Genomic DNA, 17,138 nt, shown 5'->3' with positions numbered 1-17,138 from the left:
CGCGGCGCTGGTAGGCTGGATGGGATCGGCAACCTTGAAGCCCGTCCTGTGAGGCGGAGAAGGGAGTCTGGATTTGGCACGCGCAGTGCTCGGTCAGGCTGATATCTCGCGGGCGTTGACCCGTATCTCGCACGAGATCCTCGAGTCCAACAAGGGCGGCTCGGACCTCGTCATCCTCGGAATCCCGACCCGCGGCGTGGCCCTCGCCCGCCGCATCGCGGACGCCATCGCCGTCATCGAACCGGGCACGAGCGTGCCGGCCGGCGCGCTCGACGTCACGATGTACCGCGACGACCTCTCGCGCACGCGGACCCGCACGCCCGCGCCGACCGAGCTGCCGCCGGGCGGCATCGACGGCCGGACGGTCGTGCTCGTCGACGACGTGCTCTACTCGGGGCGGACCATCCGCGCCGCCCTCGACGCGCTGAACGACCTGGGCCGCGCGCGCGCCGTGCGGCTCGCGGTCCTCGTCGACCGCGGCCACCGCGAGTTCCCCATCAGGGCGGACTTCGTCGGCAAGAACCTGCCGAGCTCCAAGGCCGAGCGCATCAACGTGCGCCTCGTCGAGACCGACGGCGAGGACGTCGTCACGATCGACGGGGGCGACGCGTGAAGCACCTGCTCGGCACGCGGGACCTCACCCGCGACGAGGCGATCGAGCTGCTCGACATCGCCGAGGCCATGGCGCTCGTCCAGGAGCGCGAGGTCAAGAAGCTGCCGACGCTGCGCGGCAAGACCGTCGTGAACCTCTTCTTCGAGGACTCCACCCGGACCAGGATCTCGTTCGAGGCCGCCGCGAAGCGGCTGAGCGCCGACGTCATCAACTTCAGCGCCAAGGGCTCGAGCGTCTCCAAGGGCGAGAGCCTCAAGGACACCGCCCAGACGCTCCAGGCGATCGGCGCCGACGGCGTGGTCATCCGCCACCCGTCCTCGGGCGCCCCGCAGACCCTCGCGACGAGCGGCTGGATCGACGCGGGCGTCGTGAACGCCGGCGACGGCACCCACGAGCACCCGACCCAGGCGCTGCTCGACGCGTTCACCATGCGGCGACGCCTCCACGGCGCGGGATCCCGCGGTCGGGGGCTCGACGGCGTCCGCGTCGTCATCGTCGGGGACATCCTGCACTCGCGCGTCGCGCGCTCGAACGTGTGGCTGCTCGCGACGCTCGGGGCATCCGTGCACCTCGTCGCGCCGCCCACCCTGCTGCCGGTCGACCCGAGCGGATGGCCCGCGGAGATCGGCTACGACCTCGACGCCGCACTCGCCGGCGGACCCGACGTGGTGATGATGCTGCGGGTCCAGGCCGAGCGCATGCACGCGGCGTTTTTCCCCAACAGCCGGGAGTATTCACGGACCTGGGGCCTCGACGACGCGCGGTTCGCCCAGCTTCCCGCGACTACGATGGTGATGCACCCCGGTCCCATGAACCGAGGCCTGGAGATCGCATCGAGCGCGGCGGATTCGCCGCAGTCGACGGTGCTCGAACAGGTTGCGAACGGGGTGTCGGTGAGGATGGCGGCGCTCTACCTGCTGCTGTCCGGAGAACGGGAAGAGGCGTGATGCCGGAGACGTACCTGATCACGGGCGCCACGCTGCCCGACGGCGGCCGCGCCGACCTGCTGCTCGACGGCGGTCGGATCGCCGCCATCGGCGCGGGGCTCGACGCCGCCGGCGCGACGGTCGTCGACGCCGACGGGCTCATCGCCCTGCCCGGCCTCGTCGACCTCCACACCCACCTGCGCGAGCCCGGCTACGAGCAGAGCGAGACCGTCCTGACCGGCACGCAGGCCGCGGCCGCGGGCGGGTTCACCGCCGTCTTCGCGATGGCCAACACGTCGCCGGTCGCCGACACCGCGGGCGTGGTCGAGCAGGAGCTCAGCCTCGGCCGCGCCGCCGGCTACGCGACCGTGCAGCCCATCGGCGCGGTCACCGTCGGACTCAAGGGCGAGCAGCTCGCCGAGCTCGGCGCGATGGCCCGCTCGCGCGCGAACGTCCGCGTCTTCTCCGACGACGGCTTCTGCGTCTCCGACCCGCTGCTCATGCGCCGCGCGCTCGAGTACGTGAAGGCGTTCGACGGCGTCATCGCCCAGCATGCGCAGGAGCCGCGCCTCACGCAGGGCGCGCAGATGAACGAGGGCGCGCTCTCGGGCGAGCTCGGCCTGGCCGGCTGGCCCGCCGTCGCCGAGGAGTCGATCATCGCGCGCGACGTGCTCCTCGCCGAGCACGTCGGCTCGCGCCTGCACGTCTGCCACGTCTCGACCGCCGGGTCGGTCGAGGTGGTCCGCTGGGCGAAGGCCCGCGGCATCGACGTCACGGCCGAGGTCACGCCGCACCACCTGCTCCTCACCGAGGAGCTCGTCGCGACGTACGACCCCCGCTACAAGGTGAACCCGCCGCTCCGACGCGCCGAGGACGTCGAGGCGCTCCGCGCCGCGCTCGCCGACGGCACGATCGACATCGTCGCCACCGATCACGCGCCGCACCCGGTCGAGGCGAAGGAATGCGAGTGGGATGCCGCGGCCAACGGCATGGTCGGGCTCGAGTCCGCCCTGTCGGTCGTGCACCAGGCGATGGTCGAGACCGGCCTCATCGGCTGGGACGACGTCGCCCGCGTACTGTCCGCCGCGCCCGCGCGCATCGGCCGGATCTCCGGCCAGGGTGCCGGCCTCGAGACCGGCGCGCCCGCCGAGCTCGTGCTCTACGACCCCGCCGCGCGCGGCGAGTTCGACGTCGCCCGGCTCGCCGGTCGCAGCGTCAACTCGCCGTACCTCGGCCGCAGCCTGCCGGGAAGCGTCCGCTGGACCTTCCACGCGGGCTACGCGACCGTGCGCGACGGCGCGGTCCGCGAGGCCGACGAGGTCGCCGCGCTCGCCGCGGCCGTCGGCGGTGGGCGCTGATGGGCTACGTGATCGGGGCCGTCGTCGCCCTGCTGGTCGTCGCGGGCGCCGCCTGGCTCATGCTCCGCTCGTTCCGCAGCCGCCAGGAGCGGGATGCGGTGCTCACCGCCCACCCGATGCCCGCGACGCTCGGCGCGCCCAGCCTGGAGTGCGAGGCGCTGTACGTCGCGACCACGCCCGCGGGCGAGCCGCTCGAGCGGCTCGCGATGCCGGGCCTCGCGTTCCGCGGGTCGGCGCGCGTGGAGGTCGTGCCCGAGGGCGTCGTCCTGCGCATCGCCGGCGAGCCCGCGAGCTTCGTCCCGGCCGACAAGCTCGTCGGCGCCGCCCCCGCGACGTGGGTCATCGACCGCTCGGTCGAGCCCGAGGGACTCGTGTCGATCACGTGGATCGCGGCCGAAGAGGAGCCGGGGGAGCACCCCGCGGTCGTCGACAGCTACCTCCGGGCCCGGTACGCGGGCGACTCGGCCGCGATCATCGCGACCATCACCGACATCGCCACGGCCGTCCTGCCGCAGGCGCCGACCGACGACGCTGCCGACGTGCAGCCGACCGACCATGCTGCCGACGCGCAGCCGACCGACATCGCCGCGGACGACGCGCCGCGGCCCGCACTGCAGGAGAGCGAGGCATCAGATGACTGAGCCCACCACCGCCCGACCGGCCGACCAGGCCGTGCTCGTCCTCGAGGACGGCACCCGCTACGAGGGCCGCGCGTACGGCGCACGAGGGCGCACGCTCGGCGAGGCCGTGTTCGCGACCGGCATGACGGGCTACCAGGAGACCCTGACCGACCCGTCCTACGCGGGCCAGATCGTGCTCATGACCGCGCCGCACATCGGCAACACCGGCATGAACGACGAGGACACCGAGTCCGCGCGCATCTGGGTCGCGGGATACATCGTGCGCGACCCCTCGCGCGTGGTGTCGAACTTCCGCGCGAAGCGCTCGCTCGACGACGACCTCGAGTCGGCCGGCGTCGTCGGCATCGCCGGGATCGACACGCGTGCGGTCACGCGCCACATCCGCTCGGCCGGCGCGATGCGCGCGGGCATCTTCTCGGGGGCGGATGCCTCGCTCACGGCGGGCGAGCAGCTCGAACTCGTGCTCGGCGGCGCGGCGATGGCCGGACAGAACCTGTCCGGCACCGTGTCGACGACCGAGCCCTACACGCTCCCCGCGACCGGGGACCGCGTCGGCTCGGTCGCCGTGCTCGACCTCGGGGTCAAGACCTCGACGCTGAACTTCCTCGCCGAGCGCGGGTTCGACGTGCACGTGCTGCCGCAGACCGCGAGCATCGAGGACGTCCGGGCCCTCGCACCCGACGCGCTCTTCTTCTCGAACGGCCCCGGAGACCCGTCGGCCTCCGACCGGCACGTCGAACTCCTGCGCGCCTCACTGCGGGACGGCCTGCCGTACTTCGGCATCTGCTTCGGCAACCAGCTGCTCGGCCGCGCGCTCGGGTTCTCCACCTACAAGCTGCCCTTCGGCCACCGCGGCATCAACCAGCCGGTGCTCGACGTCGCGACCGGCCGCGTCGAGATCACCGCGCACAACCACGGGTTCGCCGTCGACGCGCCGATCGGCGAGGTGAGCGAGTCCGCACAGGGCTTCGGCCGCGTCGAGGTGAGCCACTACGACCTCAACGACAACGTGGTCGAGGGCCTCAACTGCCTCGACATCCCGGCGTTCAGCGTCCAGTACCACCCCGAGTCGGCGGCGGGACCGCACGACGCCAACTACCTCTTCGATCGTTTCCGCGACCTGGTCATCGCGAGCAAGGAGAACGGCAAGTAATGCCCAAGCGCGACGACATCAATTCCGTCCTGGTCATCGGCTCCGGCCCGATCGTCATCGGCCAGGCCGCCGAGTTCGACTACTCCGGCACCCAGGCGTGCCGCGTGCTTCGCTCCGAGGGCGTCCGGGTCATCCTGGTCAACCCGAACCCGGCGACCATCATGACCGACCCCGACTTCGCCGACGCGACCTACATCGAGCCGATCACGCCCGACGTGATCGAGTCGATCATCATCAAGGAGCGGCCCGACGCGGTCCTGCCGACCCTCGGCGGCCAGACCGCGCTCAACGCCGCGATCGCGCTCGAGGAGGCGGGCATCCTCGCCAAGCACGGGGTCGAGCTCATCGGCGCCAAGGTCGACGCGATCCGCAAGGGCGAGGACCGCCAGCTGTTCAAGCAGCTGGTCCTCGAGTGCGGCGCCGACGTCGCGCGCTCGCACATCGCGCACACGATGGACGAGGTGCTGGCCGCGGCCGAGGACCTCGGCTACCCGCTGGTCGTCCGCCCGTCGTTCACCATGGGCGGCCTCGGCTCGGGCTTCGCGTACGACGAGGCGGACCTGCGCCGCATCGCGGGCGCGGGCCTGCACGACTCGCCGACCACCGAGGTGCTGCTCGAGGAATCCATCCTCGGGTGGAAGGAGTACGAGCTCGAGCTCATGCGCGACACCGCCGACAACACGGTCGTCGTCTGCTCGATCGAGAACGTCGACCCCGTCGGCGTCCACACGGGCGACTCGATCACGGTCGCGCCCGCGCTCACCCTGACCGACCGCGAGTACCAGAACCTGCGCGACATCGGCATCGACATCATCCGCGCCGTGGGCGTCGACACCGGCGGCTGCAACATCCAGTTCGCGATCGACCCCGCGAACGGCCGCGTCATCGTGATCGAGATGAACCCGCGCGTCTCGCGCTCGTCGGCGCTCGCCTCGAAGGCGACCGGCTTCCCGATCGCCAAGATCGCGGCCAAGCTCGCCATCGGCTACCGCCTCGACGAGATCCCGAACGACATCACCAAGGTCACGCCGGCCTCGTTCGAGCCCACGCTCGACTACGTGGTCGTCAAGGTGCCGCGGTTCGCGTTCGAGAAGTTCCCGGCCGCCGACCCGACACTCACGACCACCATGAAGTCGGTCGGCGAGGCGATGGCGATCGGCCGCAACTACGCCACCGCGCTGCAGAAGGCGCTCCGCTCGCTCGAGAAGCGCGGATCGTCGTTCCACTGGGGCGACGAGGAGCGCAGCGTCGAGGAGCTCCTCGAGCTCTCGAAGACGCCCACCGACGGCCGGATCATCCTGGTGCAGCAGGCGCTCCGCAAGGGCGCGACGATCGAGCAGGCCTTCGAGGCCACGAAGATCGACCCCTGGTTCCTCGACCAGATCGTGCTCATCAACGACGTCGCCGCGCACGTCGCCGCGGCCGAGACGCTCGACACCGAGACCGTGCTCGTCGCGAAGGACCACGGCTTCTCGGACGCGCAGATCGCCCAGCTCCGCGGCTTCGGCAGCGAGGCGGACGCGCGCGAGGTCCGCCACATCCTCGGCATCCGCCCGGTGTACAAGACGGTCGACACGTGCGCGGGCGAGTTCCCGGCGCTCACGCCGTACCACTACTCGAGCTACGACCTCGAGACCGAGGTCGTGCCGAGCGACCGCCGCAAGGTCGTCATCCTCGGATCCGGCCCGAACCGCATCGGCCAGGGCGTCGAGTTTGACTACTCGTGCGTGCACGCGTCGTTCGCCCTGAGCGACGCCGGCTTCGAGACGATCATGATCAACTGCAACCCGGAGACGGTCTCGACGGACTACGACACGAGCGACCGGCTCTACTTCGAGCCGCTCACGCTCGAGGACGTGCTCGAGGTCATCCACGCCGAGTCGCAGTCGGGCGAGCTCGTCGGCGTCATCGTCCAGCTCGGCGGCCAGACGGCGCTCGGGCTCGCGAAGGGGCTCGAGGCGGCCGGCGTGCCGATCCTCGGCACGACCCCCGACGCGATCGACCTCGCCGAGGAGCGCGGCCTCTTCTCCGGCATCCTCGACCAGGCCGGCCTCCTCGCGCCGCGCAACGGCACCGCGACCGACCTGGCGACCGCCGTGCACGTGGCCGAGGGCATCGGCTACCCGGTGCTCGTCCGCCCGAGCTACGTGCTCGGCGGCCGCGGCATGGAGATCATCTACGACACCGCCTCCGTCGTCGACTACTTCGACCGCATCGCCGACCAGGGCATCGTGGGCCCGACGCATCCGCTGCTCGTCGACCGCTTCCTCGACGACGCGATCGAGATCGACGTCGACGCGCTCTACGACGGCACCGACCTCTACGTCGGGGGCGTCATGGAGCACATCGAGGAGGCCGGCGTCCACTCCGGCGACTCGAGCTGCACGCTCCCGCCCGTGACCCTCGGCCGCGACCAGATCGACCGCGTGCGCGAGGCGACGCGCGCGATCGCCGAGGGCATCGGCGTGCGGGGCCTCCTCAACGTCCAGTTCGCGATCGGCGCGGGCGTGCTCTACGTGCTCGAGGCGAACCCGCGGGCCAGCCGCACGGTGCCGTTCGTGTCCAAGGCGCTCGGCATCCCGCTCGCGAAGGCCGCGAGCCGCATCATGGTCGGCGCGACGGTCCGGGAGCTCGTCGAGGAGGGCATGCTGCCCGCCCAGGACGGCTCGCGCATCCCGCTCGACGCCCCAGTCGCGGTCAAGGAGGCCGTGCTGCCGTTCCACCGCTTCCGCACGCGCGAGGGCATCATGGTCGACTCGGTGCTCGGCCCCGAGATGCGTTCGACGGGCGAGGTCATGGGCATCGACAAGGACTTCCCGACGGCGTTCGCGAAAAGCCAGGTCGCCGCCTACGGCGGGATGCCGCTCGGCGGGACCGTGTTCGTCTCGGTCTCCGACCGCGACAAGCGCGCGATCATCCTGCCCGTGCTCCGCCTGACGCAGAGCGGGTTCGACATCTGCGCGACCGCGGGCACGGCCGAGGTGCTGCGCCGCAACGGCATCGCCGCGCGCGAGGTCGGCAAGTACAGCGAGAAGCCCACGGCCGACGCGGACTCGGTGGTGGAGCTGATCCACCGCGGCGAGGTCGACGTGGTGGTGAACACCCCGAGCGGCCGCTCGGCACGCGCCGACGGCTACGAGATCCGCGCCGCCGCCGTGGCGGCGGACATCCCGCTGTTCACCACGATCGCGGAGCTCTCGGCCGCCGTCGCATCGCTCGACGCGGTCCGGGGCGGATTCGAGGTGACCAGCCTGCAGGAGTACCAGGCGCGCCGGAAGGCGTCCGCATGATCCCGCCGCTCACGCCGTTCGGCGACCGGCTGTCCGCGACCTTCGCGGCCTACGGCCAGCTCTGCGTCGGCATCGACCCGCACGGGTCGCTGCTGGACTCGTGGGGCCTGGACGACTCGGCCGACGGTGCCAGGGAGTTCGGCCTCCGGGTCGTCGACGCCTGCGCGGGCCGCGTCGGCATCGTGAAGCCGCAGGTGGCGTTCTACGAACGCCACGGTTCGGGCGGGTACGCCGCGCTCGAGCGCGTGCTCGCCGAGGCGCGCGACGCGGACCTGCTGGTCATCGCGGACGCGAAGCGCGGCGACATCGGCTCGAGCCTCGCCGGCTACGGCGAGGCCTGGCTGACGCCGGGGTCGCCGCTCGAGGCCGACGCGATGACCCTGGCCGCGTACCAGGGGCTCGGCTCGATCGAACCGGTCCTGAAGCAGGCCGAGCTCGCCGGCAAGGGCGCGTTCGTGCTCGCGGCGACCTCGAACCCCGAGGCGGTCGCCATCCAGCGCTCCGTGCTCCAGCAGTCGAGCCGGGCCGGCTCGACGGTCGCGGGCGCGATCGTGTCGGGCGTGATCGGGTGGAACCAGTTCCAGGCGGATGCCGCGGGCCGGGCGTTCGGCTCGGTCGGCGTGGTCATCGGCGCGACCGTCGACCTCGCGGCATCCGGCATCGACGTCGACGGCGAGCCGCCGCGGCCGGGCCTTCCCGTGCTCGCGCCGGGCTTCGGCCATCAGGGCGCCGAGCCCGCCGAGTTCCGGCGGATCTTCCGCGCCTTCGCCGGCGGGACCATCGTGACGGAGTCGCGTTCGATCCTCGGCGCCGGCCCGGACGGCATCGCCGACGCCATCGCGCGTCGCGTCGACCTCGTGGGGGCAGCAGGTGCCTGAGTCGTCCAGCGGCCGCCAGGTCGCGATCGCCCCGCCCGAGGTGGACCGCGTCGCCGCGTCCCGCGCCGCCGTGGCCGCGCGCCGCGCACGCGCCGAGGTGAAGGGCGCCGTCGCCGACGGCACGCGCAGCCCGCTCGACGTGCTGCGCGTCGCCATGGAGGAGCCCGAGGGCGTCGAGGGCCGCCTGCGGGTGACCGAGTTCCTCGGGTCCATCCCCGCGATCGGCCGGACCAAGACCGAGCGGATCATGGACGAGCTCGCGATCTCGCCCTCGAAGCGGCTCGGCGGACTCGGGCGCCTCCAGCGCCGGCGGCTCCGCCAGTACACGGCGGAGTGGGTCGCGGCGCACGGCGGCACGGGCGACCGGCTGGTCGTGCTCGCCGGGCCGACCGCGGTCGGCAAGGGCACGGTCGCCGCGCACATCCGAGCGAACCATCCCGACATCCGGCTCTCGGTGTCCGCGACGACCCGCGCGCCCCGTCCCGGCGAGGTCGAGGGCCAGCACTACTACTTCGTCGACGACGAGGCCTTCGATCGCATGATCGCGGAGGGCGAACTCCTCGAGTGGGCGACCGTGCACAACTCGCACCGCTACGGCACCCCCAGGGGGCCCGTGGAGGCCGCGATCGCGCGTGGCGAGGGCGTGCTCCTCGAGATCGACATCCAGGGCGCGAGGTCCGTCCGCCGCGCGATGCCGGAGGCGACGCTGGTGTTCCTGCTCCCGCCGAGCTGGGACGAGCTGGTTCGCCGGCTCGTCGGCCGCGGCACCGAGACGCCCGCCGAACAGCAGCGCCGACTCGAGACCGCGAAGGTCGAACTGGCCGCGGTCGACGAGTTCGACCACGAGGTCGTGAACCGCGAGGTCGGCGACGCGGCGCAGAAGGTCGTAGACTTGATGAGGCCGCGCCGGGGCCGGCCCCGTCGCCCCGTGCCCTGATCTTGCGCGCACCGGGGGTGCGCGACCGCTACGAAACGAGGAGTTCCCGCATGGCTGAGAAGCAGTCCGGCATCATCGACCCGCCCATCGACGACCTGCTCTCCAAGGTCGACTCGAAGTACCAGCTGGTGATCTTCGCGTCCAAGCGCGCCCGCCAGATCAACGACTACTACGCGGACCTCCACGAGGGCAGCCTGTTCGACAACGTCGGCCCGCTCGTCGACTCGTCGATCGACGACAAGCCGCTCACGGTCGCGCTGCACGAGATCAACGAGGACAAGCTCCGCCTCCGCCCGATCGGCGAGTAGCCGGGGCCCGGATGCGCCTCAACGTCGTCGTCGGCATCTCCGGCGGCATCGCGGCGTACAAGGCCGTCGGGGTCGTGCGGGCGCTCGTGCTCGCGGGCCACGACGTCCACGTCGTGCCGACCGAGGCCGCGCTGCGGTTCGTCGGGCGGCCGACGCTCGAGGCGATCTCGCGCAACCCGGTCCACGTCGACCTCTACGAGGGCGTGGCCGAGGTGCGCCACGTCGCGATCGGCCAGGCGGCCGACCTCATCGTGATCGCGCCGGCGACGGCGAACACGATCGCCAAGCTGGCCGCGGGCATCGCCGACGACCTGCTCGGCAACACCGTGCTCGCCAGTCGCGCCCCCGTCGTGATCGCGCCCGCGATGCACACCGAGATGTGGGAGCATCCCGCCACGCGCGCCAACATCGCGACGCTGCGCTCGCGCGGCGTCACGGTCGTCGGGCCCGCGATCGGCCAGCTCACGGGCGCCGACAGCGGCCCCGGCCGGATGGAGGAGCCCGAGGCGATCGTCGCGGCCGCACTCGCGGTGGTCGGAGGCGCCGAGGCGGCGCCCGCATCGGACGGTCCGGAGGACGCCGCGTCGACGGATGCCCCGGTCGCCGACCTCGCCGGCGTCCGCGTCGTCGTCACGGCCGGAGGCACGCGCGAGCCCCTCGACCCGGTGCGGTTCCTCGGCAACCGGTCCAGCGGCAAGCAGGGCACGGCGATCGCCGAGGCGGCCCGGGCCCGCGGCGCGGAGGTCCACCTCATCGCCGCGAACCTCGAGGTCTCCTCGCCCGACGGCTGCTCGGTGCGGACGGTGTCGACGGCGCTCGAGTTGCGCGACGCGGTCCGCGACGCGCTCGCGAGCGCGGACGTCCTCGTGATGGCGGCCGCCGTCGCCGACTACCGGCCCGCGTCGGTGAGCGAGGCCAAGATCAAGAAGGACGGCTCAGGCGACGGCCTGACCCTCGAGCTCGTCCGGAATCCGGACATCCTCGCCGAGATCGGCGCCGAGCCGCACGGCGGGACCCTGCTGGTCGGCTTCGCGGCCGAGACCGAGCCCGACGACGATCGGCTCCTCGAGCTCGGGCGTGCGAAGCGCCGCGCGAAGGGAGCCGACCTGCTGGTCGTCAACCGCGTGGGCTGGCGCGAGGGGTTCGCGACCGACGAGAACGCGGTCGTGGTGATCGGGCCCGACGATCTGGTCGTCACGGAGCGTCACGGCGCCAAGACGTCGGTGGCGCACGGCATCATCGACGTGGTCGTATCAGAACTGGCGGTCCGCCGGCCCGTCTCCACCCATCGAGGGAGTGCACACCCGATATGAGCGCGCTGCGGCTCTTCACGTCCGAGTCCGTCACCGAGGGACACCCGGACAAGATCTGCGATCAGATCTCCGACTCGATCCTCGACGCCCTGCTGACCGTCGACCCGAACGCCCGCGTGGCCGTGGAGACGCTCGTCACCACGGGCCTCGTGCACGTCGCGGGCGAGGTGACGACCTCCGGGTACGTCGAGATCCCGAGCATCGTGCGCGAGCGCGTCACGTCGATCGGCTACAACTCGTCGGACGTGTGGTTCGACGGTCGCAGCTGCGGCGTGTCGGTGTCGATCGGCGGCCAGTCTCCCGACATCGCCCAGGGCGTCGACGACGCGTTCGAGTCGCGCGAGGGTTCGAGCGAGGACGCGCTCGACAAGCAGGGCGCGGGCGACCAGGGCATCATGTTCGGCTACGCGACCCGCGAGACCCCGGAGCTCATGCCCGTGCCGATCTGGCTCGCGCACCGACTCGCCGAGCGCCTCGCCACGGTCCGCAAGGCGGGCGAGCTCGACTACCTGCGCCCCGACGGCAAGACGCAGGTCACCATCGGCTACGACGGCCAGGTCCCGAAGTCCATCGAGACGGTCGTGCTCTCCACGCAGCACTCGCCCGCGGTGTCGACCGAGCAGCTCCGCGCCGAGGTCGAGGAGGTCGTGATCCGTCCGGTCCTCGACGCCGTCGAACTCGTCCGACCCGAGCTGAAGGTCCTGATCAACCCGACCGGCCGATTCGAGATCGGCGGCCCGCAGGGCGACGCGGGTCTCACGGGTCGCAAGATCATCATCGACACGTACGGCGGCGCGAGCCGGCACGGCGGCGGCGCGTTCAGCGGCAAGGACCCGTCGAAGGTCGACCGTTCGGCGGCCTACGCGATGCGCTGGGCGGCGAAGAACGCGGTCGCCGCGGGCCTCGCCGACCGCCTCGAACTCCAGGTCGCCTACGCGATCGGCAAGGCGGCGCCGGTGGGCCTCTACGTCGAGACGTTCGGCACGGGCCACCTGCCCGAGGAGCGCATCACCGCGGCGATCCGCGAGGTGTTCGACCTGCGACCTGCGGCCATCATCCGCGACCTCGACCTCCTCCGGCCGATCTACGCGAAGACCTCGACGTACGGGCACTTCGGCCGCGAGCTGCCCGAGTTCGCGTGGGAGCGCCTCGACCGGGTCGACGACCTCCGCCAGGCCGCCGGACTCTGACGTGCCCGACGGCCGCGTCGCGCGGGTGGCCGTCGACTCGCCGCTGCCGCAGCTCGACCAGCTCTTCGACTACCGCGTCCCCGACCACCTGGTCGGTGTCGCGCGTCCGGGCGTGCGCGTGCGCATGCCCCTGCGCACCGGCGGCCGGATCGCGACCGGATGGCTCGTCGAGCTCGCCGACCGGAGCGAGTTCGACGGCCGCCTGAGCGAACTCGAGGACGTCGTCGGCGAGGCGCCCCTGCTCACCCCGGAACTCTGGGCGCTCGCCCGGGCGGTCGCCGACCGCGCCGCGGGCGTCGCGAGCGACGTCCTCCGGCTCGCGATCCCCGGCAGGTACGTCCGCGCGGAGCGCGCCTGGCTCGCGGGCGTCGACGACCCCGGTCCACTGCCCGAGCCGCTCGCGGTCACGGGATTCGAGGACGGCCGGGTCGAGGCCGCGCTGGACGCGGGGGAGCGCCTCGCGCTCGTGGTCGACCCGGGGCTGCGACGGCTCCCGGACGGCGCGTGGGCGGGTGCCTGGGCGGTCGCCCTCGCCGAGGCCGCCGCGCACGTCCTCTCGGGCGACCGGTCGGTCGTGCTCGCCGTCCCCGACCATCGCGACCAGGAGCAGCTCGAGGCCGCGCTGCGCGCGATCGTCGACCCGCGGCGCGTCGTGCGCGCCGACGCCCGGCAGGGCGGCGCGGATCGGTACCGCGCGTTCCTCGCCGGGACCGGCGAGTCCGCCCGCATCGTCGTCGGCAACCGGTCGACCGTCTACGCCCCGGTGCCTCGGCTGGGCCTCATCGCCGTCTGGGACGACGGCGACCCGCTGCACGCCGAACCGCTCGCCCCGGGCGCGCACGCCCGCGACGTCGCGCTCGTGCGTCAGGAGCAGTCGGGGGCCGCACTCGTGTTCGCCGGGCACACGCGCAGCGTCGAGCTCGCGCGGCTCGTCGAGCTCGGCTGGGTCCGCGAGGTCCGTCCGCGCCGGGTCGAGCGGCCGCGCGTGGTGCTCGTCGATCCCGACCGGCAGCCGGAGCCCGGTTCCGCGCGCATCCCGTCGGCCGCCTGGCGGCACGCACGCGACGCGGCCGCGGCGGGCCCGGTGCTGGTGCAGGTCGCTCGACCAGGACAGGTGCCGATGATGGCCTGCGCCCGGTGCCGCGAGCCCGCCCGCTGCGCGACCTGCGCCGGACCGATCGCCGTGCCGCCGCATGGCGGGGCGCCCGCGTGCGCGCTGTGCGGCACGCCCGCGACCGCCTGGCGGTGCGGCGCGTGCGGACACGACAAGCTCCGCGCCGTGACGATCGGCGCGACCCGGACGGCCGAGGAATTCGGCCGTGCGTTCCCGCGGACCCGGATCATCCTCTCCGACGGCGAGCGGCAGGTGATGCGGGTCGGAGCCGACCCCGCCCTCGTCATCGCGACGCGCGGGGCCGAACCGGTCGCCGACGGCGGCTACCGGGCGGTGCTCCTGTTGGACGGCGAGCGGATGCTCCTGCGCGAGTCGCTGCGCGTCGCGGAGGACTGCCTGCGCTGGTGGTCTGGGGCGGCCGCGCTCGCGGCGCCCGGGGCGCCGGTGTTCCTCGTCGGCGTGGGCGGCGCCCTGGGCACGGCGATGGCGACCTGGCGGCAGCCCGAGTGGGCCGCGAGCGAGCTCGAGGCGCGCCGCGCACTGCGCTTCCCGCCCGCGGTGCGCGTGGCGAGCGTCACCGCCGCGCCGGAGCGCGTCGCCGCCGCGGTCGAGGCGGCGAGGGCGGCGGCGGCCGGTGTCGACGTGCTGGGTCCCGTCGACGTCGACGGTGGACTGCAGCGCGCGATCGTGCGCTTCGACTACGGCGCGGGGGCCGCGGTGGCGCAGGCGCTCCGCGCCGAGACCGTGCGCACGGCGACGGAGCGGCGGCGGCCGGTCGCCGGACGCGGGCCCGGCCGGCCTCCGATCCTCCGGGTGCGGATGGACGATCCCGCCGTTCCGTGAACGCCCGTCGGCGACCGCGGCCGCGGGTCGGGGACAATGGAGTGTGCAGAAGCTCCGGATCGTCTTCGCGGGCACGCCCGCTCCCGCCGTGCCGACCCTCCGACGACTCGCCGAGGGACCGCACGAGGTCGTCGGCGTGGTCACGCGCCCGCCGGCACCGCTCGGGCGCAAGCGCGTGCTCACGCCGTCGCCGGTCGCGCAGGAGGCCGAGCGCCTCGGCCTGCCCGTGATCGACGCGGCGCGGCTCGACGCCGACGCGACCGAGCGCGTCCTCGCCCTCCGGCCCGACCTCGGCGTCGTCGTCGCATACGGCGGGCTGGTCCGCGAGCCGCTGCTGTCGGGCCCCGCGCACGGGTGGATGAACCTGCACTTCTCGTTGCTCCCGGCCTGGCGCGGTGCGGCCCCGGTGCAGCGCGCGATCATCGCGGGCGACGCCGAGACCGGGGCATCCGTGTTCCGGCTGGTGCCCGAACTCGACGCCGGCGACGTCTACGGCGAGGTCCGCAGGCCGATCGCGCCGGGGGAGACCGCGGGGGACCTGCTCGCGGCCCTCGCCGAGGAGGGCGCCGGTCTCGTCGCCGAGGTCGTCGACCGGGTCGCGGACGGCACGGCGGGCGTGACGCCCCAGGCGGGCGAGCCGACCTTCGCGCCGAAGCTCTCGATCGACGATGCGCGCCTCGACTGGTCGCGGCCGACCGCCGAGGTCGATGCGCGGCTGCGCGGCGTGACGCCCGAGCCGGGCGCGTTCACCGAGGTCGACGGCGTGCGCCTCAAGGTGCTCGCGGCGGCACCGGTCGGTGCGGAGGCGTTCGCGGGAGACGGCGGCGCCCTACCGGCGCCGGGCGTCGTGGTCGGCGTCGGCAAGCAGGTCTTCGTGGGCACCGGCGACGGCGCGCTGCGCCTCGACCGCGTCCAGCCCGCGGGCCGGAACGCCATGCCCGCGCCCGACTGGTGGCGCGGACTCGGCGCGAGCGCGGCGGTGGCGCGATGAGCGGCACGGGCGGCGGCGGACGGCGGCCGCAGGGCGGCCGGGACGGCGCAGGCCGGGACGGAGCAGGCCGGAACGGGGCAGGGCGGGACGGCGCAGGTCGCAACGGAGCAGGGCGCGACGGGGGAGACGGCCGCGGTGGAGACCGGCGCGGACCCCGTCGGGCACCCGGGTCGAGCTGGGTCGCCCGTCCGCGACTCGTCGCCTACGACGTCCTCGAGGCCGTGCGCGACTCCGAGGCGTACGCGAACCTCCTCCTGCCGACCCGCATCGCCAGGGCCGGCCTGGCGGGCGCCGACGCCGGCCTCGCGACCGAGCTCACCTACGGCACGCTCCGCCGGCAGGGCACCTGGGACGCGGTCATCGCGGTCGCGGCCGGTCGCCCGGTCCAGCAGATCGACCCGTCCGTGCTGAACGTGCTGCGGCTCGGCACCCACCAGCTGCTCGCGACGCGCGTGCCGACCCATGCCGCCGTGCACGAGTCCGTCGCGCTCGCGAACAAGGTCGCGCCCGCGGCATCCGGCTTCGTGAACGCGGTGCTCCGCAACGTCTCGCGCACCGAGGCGGGCGAGTGGATGCGCCGCATCGGCGCCGACGCCCGGGACGAGACCGATCGGCTCGCGATCGTCGAATCGCATCCGCGCTGGGTGGTCCGCGCGCTCCGCGCGGCCCTGGACCGCGAGGGACGCGGCGACGAGCTCGAGGCGCTGCTGGCCGCCGACAACGCCTCGCCCGCGGTGAACCTCGTGCTCCTCCCGGGCCTCGGCGACGTCGAGGCATCCGACCTCGGCGAACCCGACCGGTACTCGCCCCTCGGCCTCACCGCCGACCGTCCGCTCGACGTCGTCGCCGCGCACGAGGGTCGCGTCCGCGTCCAGGACGAGGGCTCCCAGCTCGCCGCCCTCGCGCTCACGCGCGCCCGGCCGATCGCGCCGGGGGAGCGCTGGCTCGACCTCTGCTCGGGACCGGGCGGCAAGACCGCGATCCTCGCGGCCGAGGCGCTCGCGGCCGATGCGATGCTGGTCGCGAACGAGCTCGTGCCGGTCCGCGCCGAGCTCGTCCGCAAGGCCGTCGCGGGCGTCCCGCTCGACGTCTCCGTGCGGGTCGGCGACGGCCGCGAGCTCGATCTCGCCGCGCTCGGCGCGCCCGGCGGGTTCGACCGGGTCCTGCTCGACGCGCCGTGCACCGGCCTCGGCGCGCTGCGCCGTCGCCCCGAATCCCGGTGGCGCAAGCGCCCGGCGGACGTCTCGGAGCTGACCGCGTTGCAGGGGCAGCTCCTCGACGCGGCGATCGGCGCGCTCGCGCCCGGCGGCATCCTCGCCTACGTCACGTGCTCGCCGCACACGGCTGAGACGCACGGGTCGCTGGGTGCGGCGCTCGCGCGGCACGAGGGCGAGGTCGAGCAGCTCGACACCGCGGGCGTCCTGCAGGCCGTCGCGAGCCGGCCGCTCGACCTCGCCGGCGACGGACGCACCGTGCAGCTCTGGCCGCACCGGCACGGCACGGACGCGATGTTCGTCGCGCTCGTGCGCCGCCGCGACTGAGCCGGTCGGGTCGGCGACTCGGCCCGAGGATGCCCCGTCGGT

The 17,138-nt window shown here is 73.7% G+C and carries 14 protein-coding genes; all 14 read left to right on the top strand.

The genetic code is table 11. The features are described 5' to 3' along the window. Window positions 1-73 precede the first annotated feature (73 nt). From pyrR to ACDF64_RS15280, 14 genes are read left to right on the top strand one after another with little or no spacing between them, the layout of a single operon-like run. Window positions 74-613, top strand: coding sequence for a bifunctional pyr operon transcriptional regulator/uracil phosphoribosyltransferase PyrR (gene pyrR, locus ACDF64_RS15345; RefSeq protein WP_394552223.1), 540 nt, complete (start codon window positions 74-76; stop codon window positions 611-613). Beyond that, entirely contained in the window at window positions 610-1,560 is a 951-nt protein-coding gene (locus tag ACDF64_RS15340) for an aspartate carbamoyltransferase catalytic subunit (RefSeq protein ID WP_394552222.1), read from the top strand. The genes pyrR and ACDF64_RS15340 overlap by 4 nt, the downstream gene beginning before the upstream one ends. Further along, a complete protein-coding gene (locus tag ACDF64_RS15335; RefSeq protein WP_394552221.1) occupies window positions 1,560-2,897 on the top strand; it encodes a dihydroorotase in 1,338 nt (445 codons plus the stop codon). The genes ACDF64_RS15340 and ACDF64_RS15335 overlap by 1 nt, the downstream gene beginning before the upstream one ends. After that, complete coding sequence (locus tag ACDF64_RS15330; RefSeq protein ID WP_394552220.1) at window positions 2,897-3,538, top strand: hypothetical protein; 642 nt, start codon at window positions 2,897-2,899, stop codon at window positions 3,536-3,538. The genes ACDF64_RS15335 and ACDF64_RS15330 overlap by 1 nt, the downstream gene beginning before the upstream one ends. After that, entirely contained in the window at window positions 3,531-4,691 is a 1,161-nt protein-coding gene (carA, locus tag ACDF64_RS15325) for a glutamine-hydrolyzing carbamoyl-phosphate synthase small subunit (RefSeq protein ID WP_394552219.1), read from the top strand. Before ACDF64_RS15330 ends, carA begins: the two co-directional genes overlap by 8 nt. Then, window positions 4,691-7,981: a carbamoyl-phosphate synthase large subunit gene (carB, locus tag ACDF64_RS15320; RefSeq protein WP_394552218.1), complete on the top strand. Its 3,291-nt coding sequence runs from the start codon at window positions 4,691-4,693 to the stop codon at window positions 7,979-7,981. The genes carA and carB overlap by 1 nt, the downstream gene beginning before the upstream one ends. Further along, on the top strand, window positions 7,978-8,859 hold the full coding sequence (gene pyrF / locus ACDF64_RS15315) for an orotidine-5'-phosphate decarboxylase (RefSeq protein ID WP_394552217.1): 882 nt from the start codon (window positions 7,978-7,980) through the stop codon (window positions 8,857-8,859). Before carB ends, pyrF begins: the two co-directional genes overlap by 4 nt. Then, window positions 8,852-9,796, top strand: a complete 945-nt coding sequence (gene gmk, locus ACDF64_RS15310; RefSeq protein WP_394552216.1) for a guanylate kinase — start codon at window positions 8,852-8,854, stop codon at window positions 9,794-9,796. The genes pyrF and gmk overlap by 8 nt, the downstream gene beginning before the upstream one ends. A gap of 50 nt (window positions 9,797-9,846) precedes the next feature. After that, the gene (rpoZ, locus tag ACDF64_RS15305) at window positions 9,847-10,104 is read left to right on the top strand and encodes a DNA-directed RNA polymerase subunit omega (protein ID WP_121475289.1); all 258 of its coding nucleotides are present in this window, start codon (window positions 9,847-9,849) and stop codon (window positions 10,102-10,104) included. An 11-nt stretch (window positions 10,105-10,115) separates the two neighbouring features. After that, entirely contained in the window at window positions 10,116-11,417 is a 1,302-nt protein-coding gene (gene coaBC / locus ACDF64_RS15300) for a bifunctional phosphopantothenoylcysteine decarboxylase/phosphopantothenate--cysteine ligase CoaBC (RefSeq protein ID WP_394552215.1), read from the top strand. After that, the gene (gene metK, locus ACDF64_RS15295; protein ID WP_394552214.1) at window positions 11,414-12,607 is read left to right on the top strand and encodes a methionine adenosyltransferase; all 1,194 of its coding nucleotides are present in this window, start codon (window positions 11,414-11,416) and stop codon (window positions 12,605-12,607) included. Before coaBC ends, metK begins: the two co-directional genes overlap by 4 nt. Before the next feature lies 1 nt (window position 12,608). Next, complete coding sequence (locus ACDF64_RS15290) at window positions 12,609-14,564, top strand: primosomal protein N' (RefSeq protein WP_394552213.1); 1,956 nt, start codon at window positions 12,609-12,611, stop codon at window positions 14,562-14,564. A 43-nt stretch (window positions 14,565-14,607) separates the two neighbouring features. Further along, complete coding sequence (fmt, locus tag ACDF64_RS15285) at window positions 14,608-15,555, top strand: methionyl-tRNA formyltransferase (protein WP_394552212.1); 948 nt, start codon at window positions 14,608-14,610, stop codon at window positions 15,553-15,555. Then, on the top strand, window positions 15,552-17,096 hold the full coding sequence (locus tag ACDF64_RS15280; protein ID WP_394552211.1) for an RsmB/NOP family class I SAM-dependent RNA methyltransferase: 1,545 nt from the start codon (window positions 15,552-15,554) through the stop codon (window positions 17,094-17,096). The genes fmt and ACDF64_RS15280 overlap by 4 nt, the downstream gene beginning before the upstream one ends. The last annotated feature ends 42 nt before the right edge of the window (window positions 17,097-17,138 follow it).

Origin of the sequence: Agromyces sp. MMS24-JH15 (assembly GCF_043518605.1) — a bacterium.
Lineage (GTDB): Bacteria > Actinomycetota > Actinomycetes > Actinomycetales > Microbacteriaceae > Agromyces.
Note: the sequence above shows the minus strand (reverse complement) of the source record. Positions and strands in the feature narration are given on the sequence as shown.

Bases quoted from the DNA above. Each gene is read 5' to 3' on its own strand.
- ACDF64_RS15335 (WP_394552221.1), top strand. From the start codon at position 1,560: ATGCCGGAGACGTACCTGATCACGGGCGCCACGCTGCCCGACGGCGGC.
- ACDF64_RS15330 (WP_394552220.1), top strand. From the start codon at position 2,897: ATGGGCTACGTGATCGGGGCCGTCGTCGCCCTGCTGGTCGTCGCGGGC.
- carA (WP_394552219.1), top strand. From the start codon at position 3,531: ATGACTGAGCCCACCACCGCCCGACCGGCCGACCAGGCCGTGCTCGTC.
- carB (WP_394552218.1), top strand. From the start codon at position 4,691: ATGCCCAAGCGCGACGACATCAATTCCGTCCTGGTCATCGGCTCCGGC.
- pyrF (WP_394552217.1), top strand. From the start codon at position 7,978: ATGATCCCGCCGCTCACGCCGTTCGGCGACCGGCTGTCCGCGACCTTC.
- rpoZ (WP_121475289.1), top strand. From the start codon at position 9,847: ATGGCTGAGAAGCAGTCCGGCATCATCGACCCGCCCATCGACGACCTG.
- coaBC (WP_394552215.1), top strand. From the start codon at position 10,116: ATGCGCCTCAACGTCGTCGTCGGCATCTCCGGCGGCATCGCGGCGTAC.
- metK (WP_394552214.1), top strand. From the start codon at position 11,414: ATGAGCGCGCTGCGGCTCTTCACGTCCGAGTCCGTCACCGAGGGACAC.
- ACDF64_RS15280 (WP_394552211.1), top strand. From the start codon at position 15,552: ATGAGCGGCACGGGCGGCGGCGGACGGCGGCCGCAGGGCGGCCGGGAC.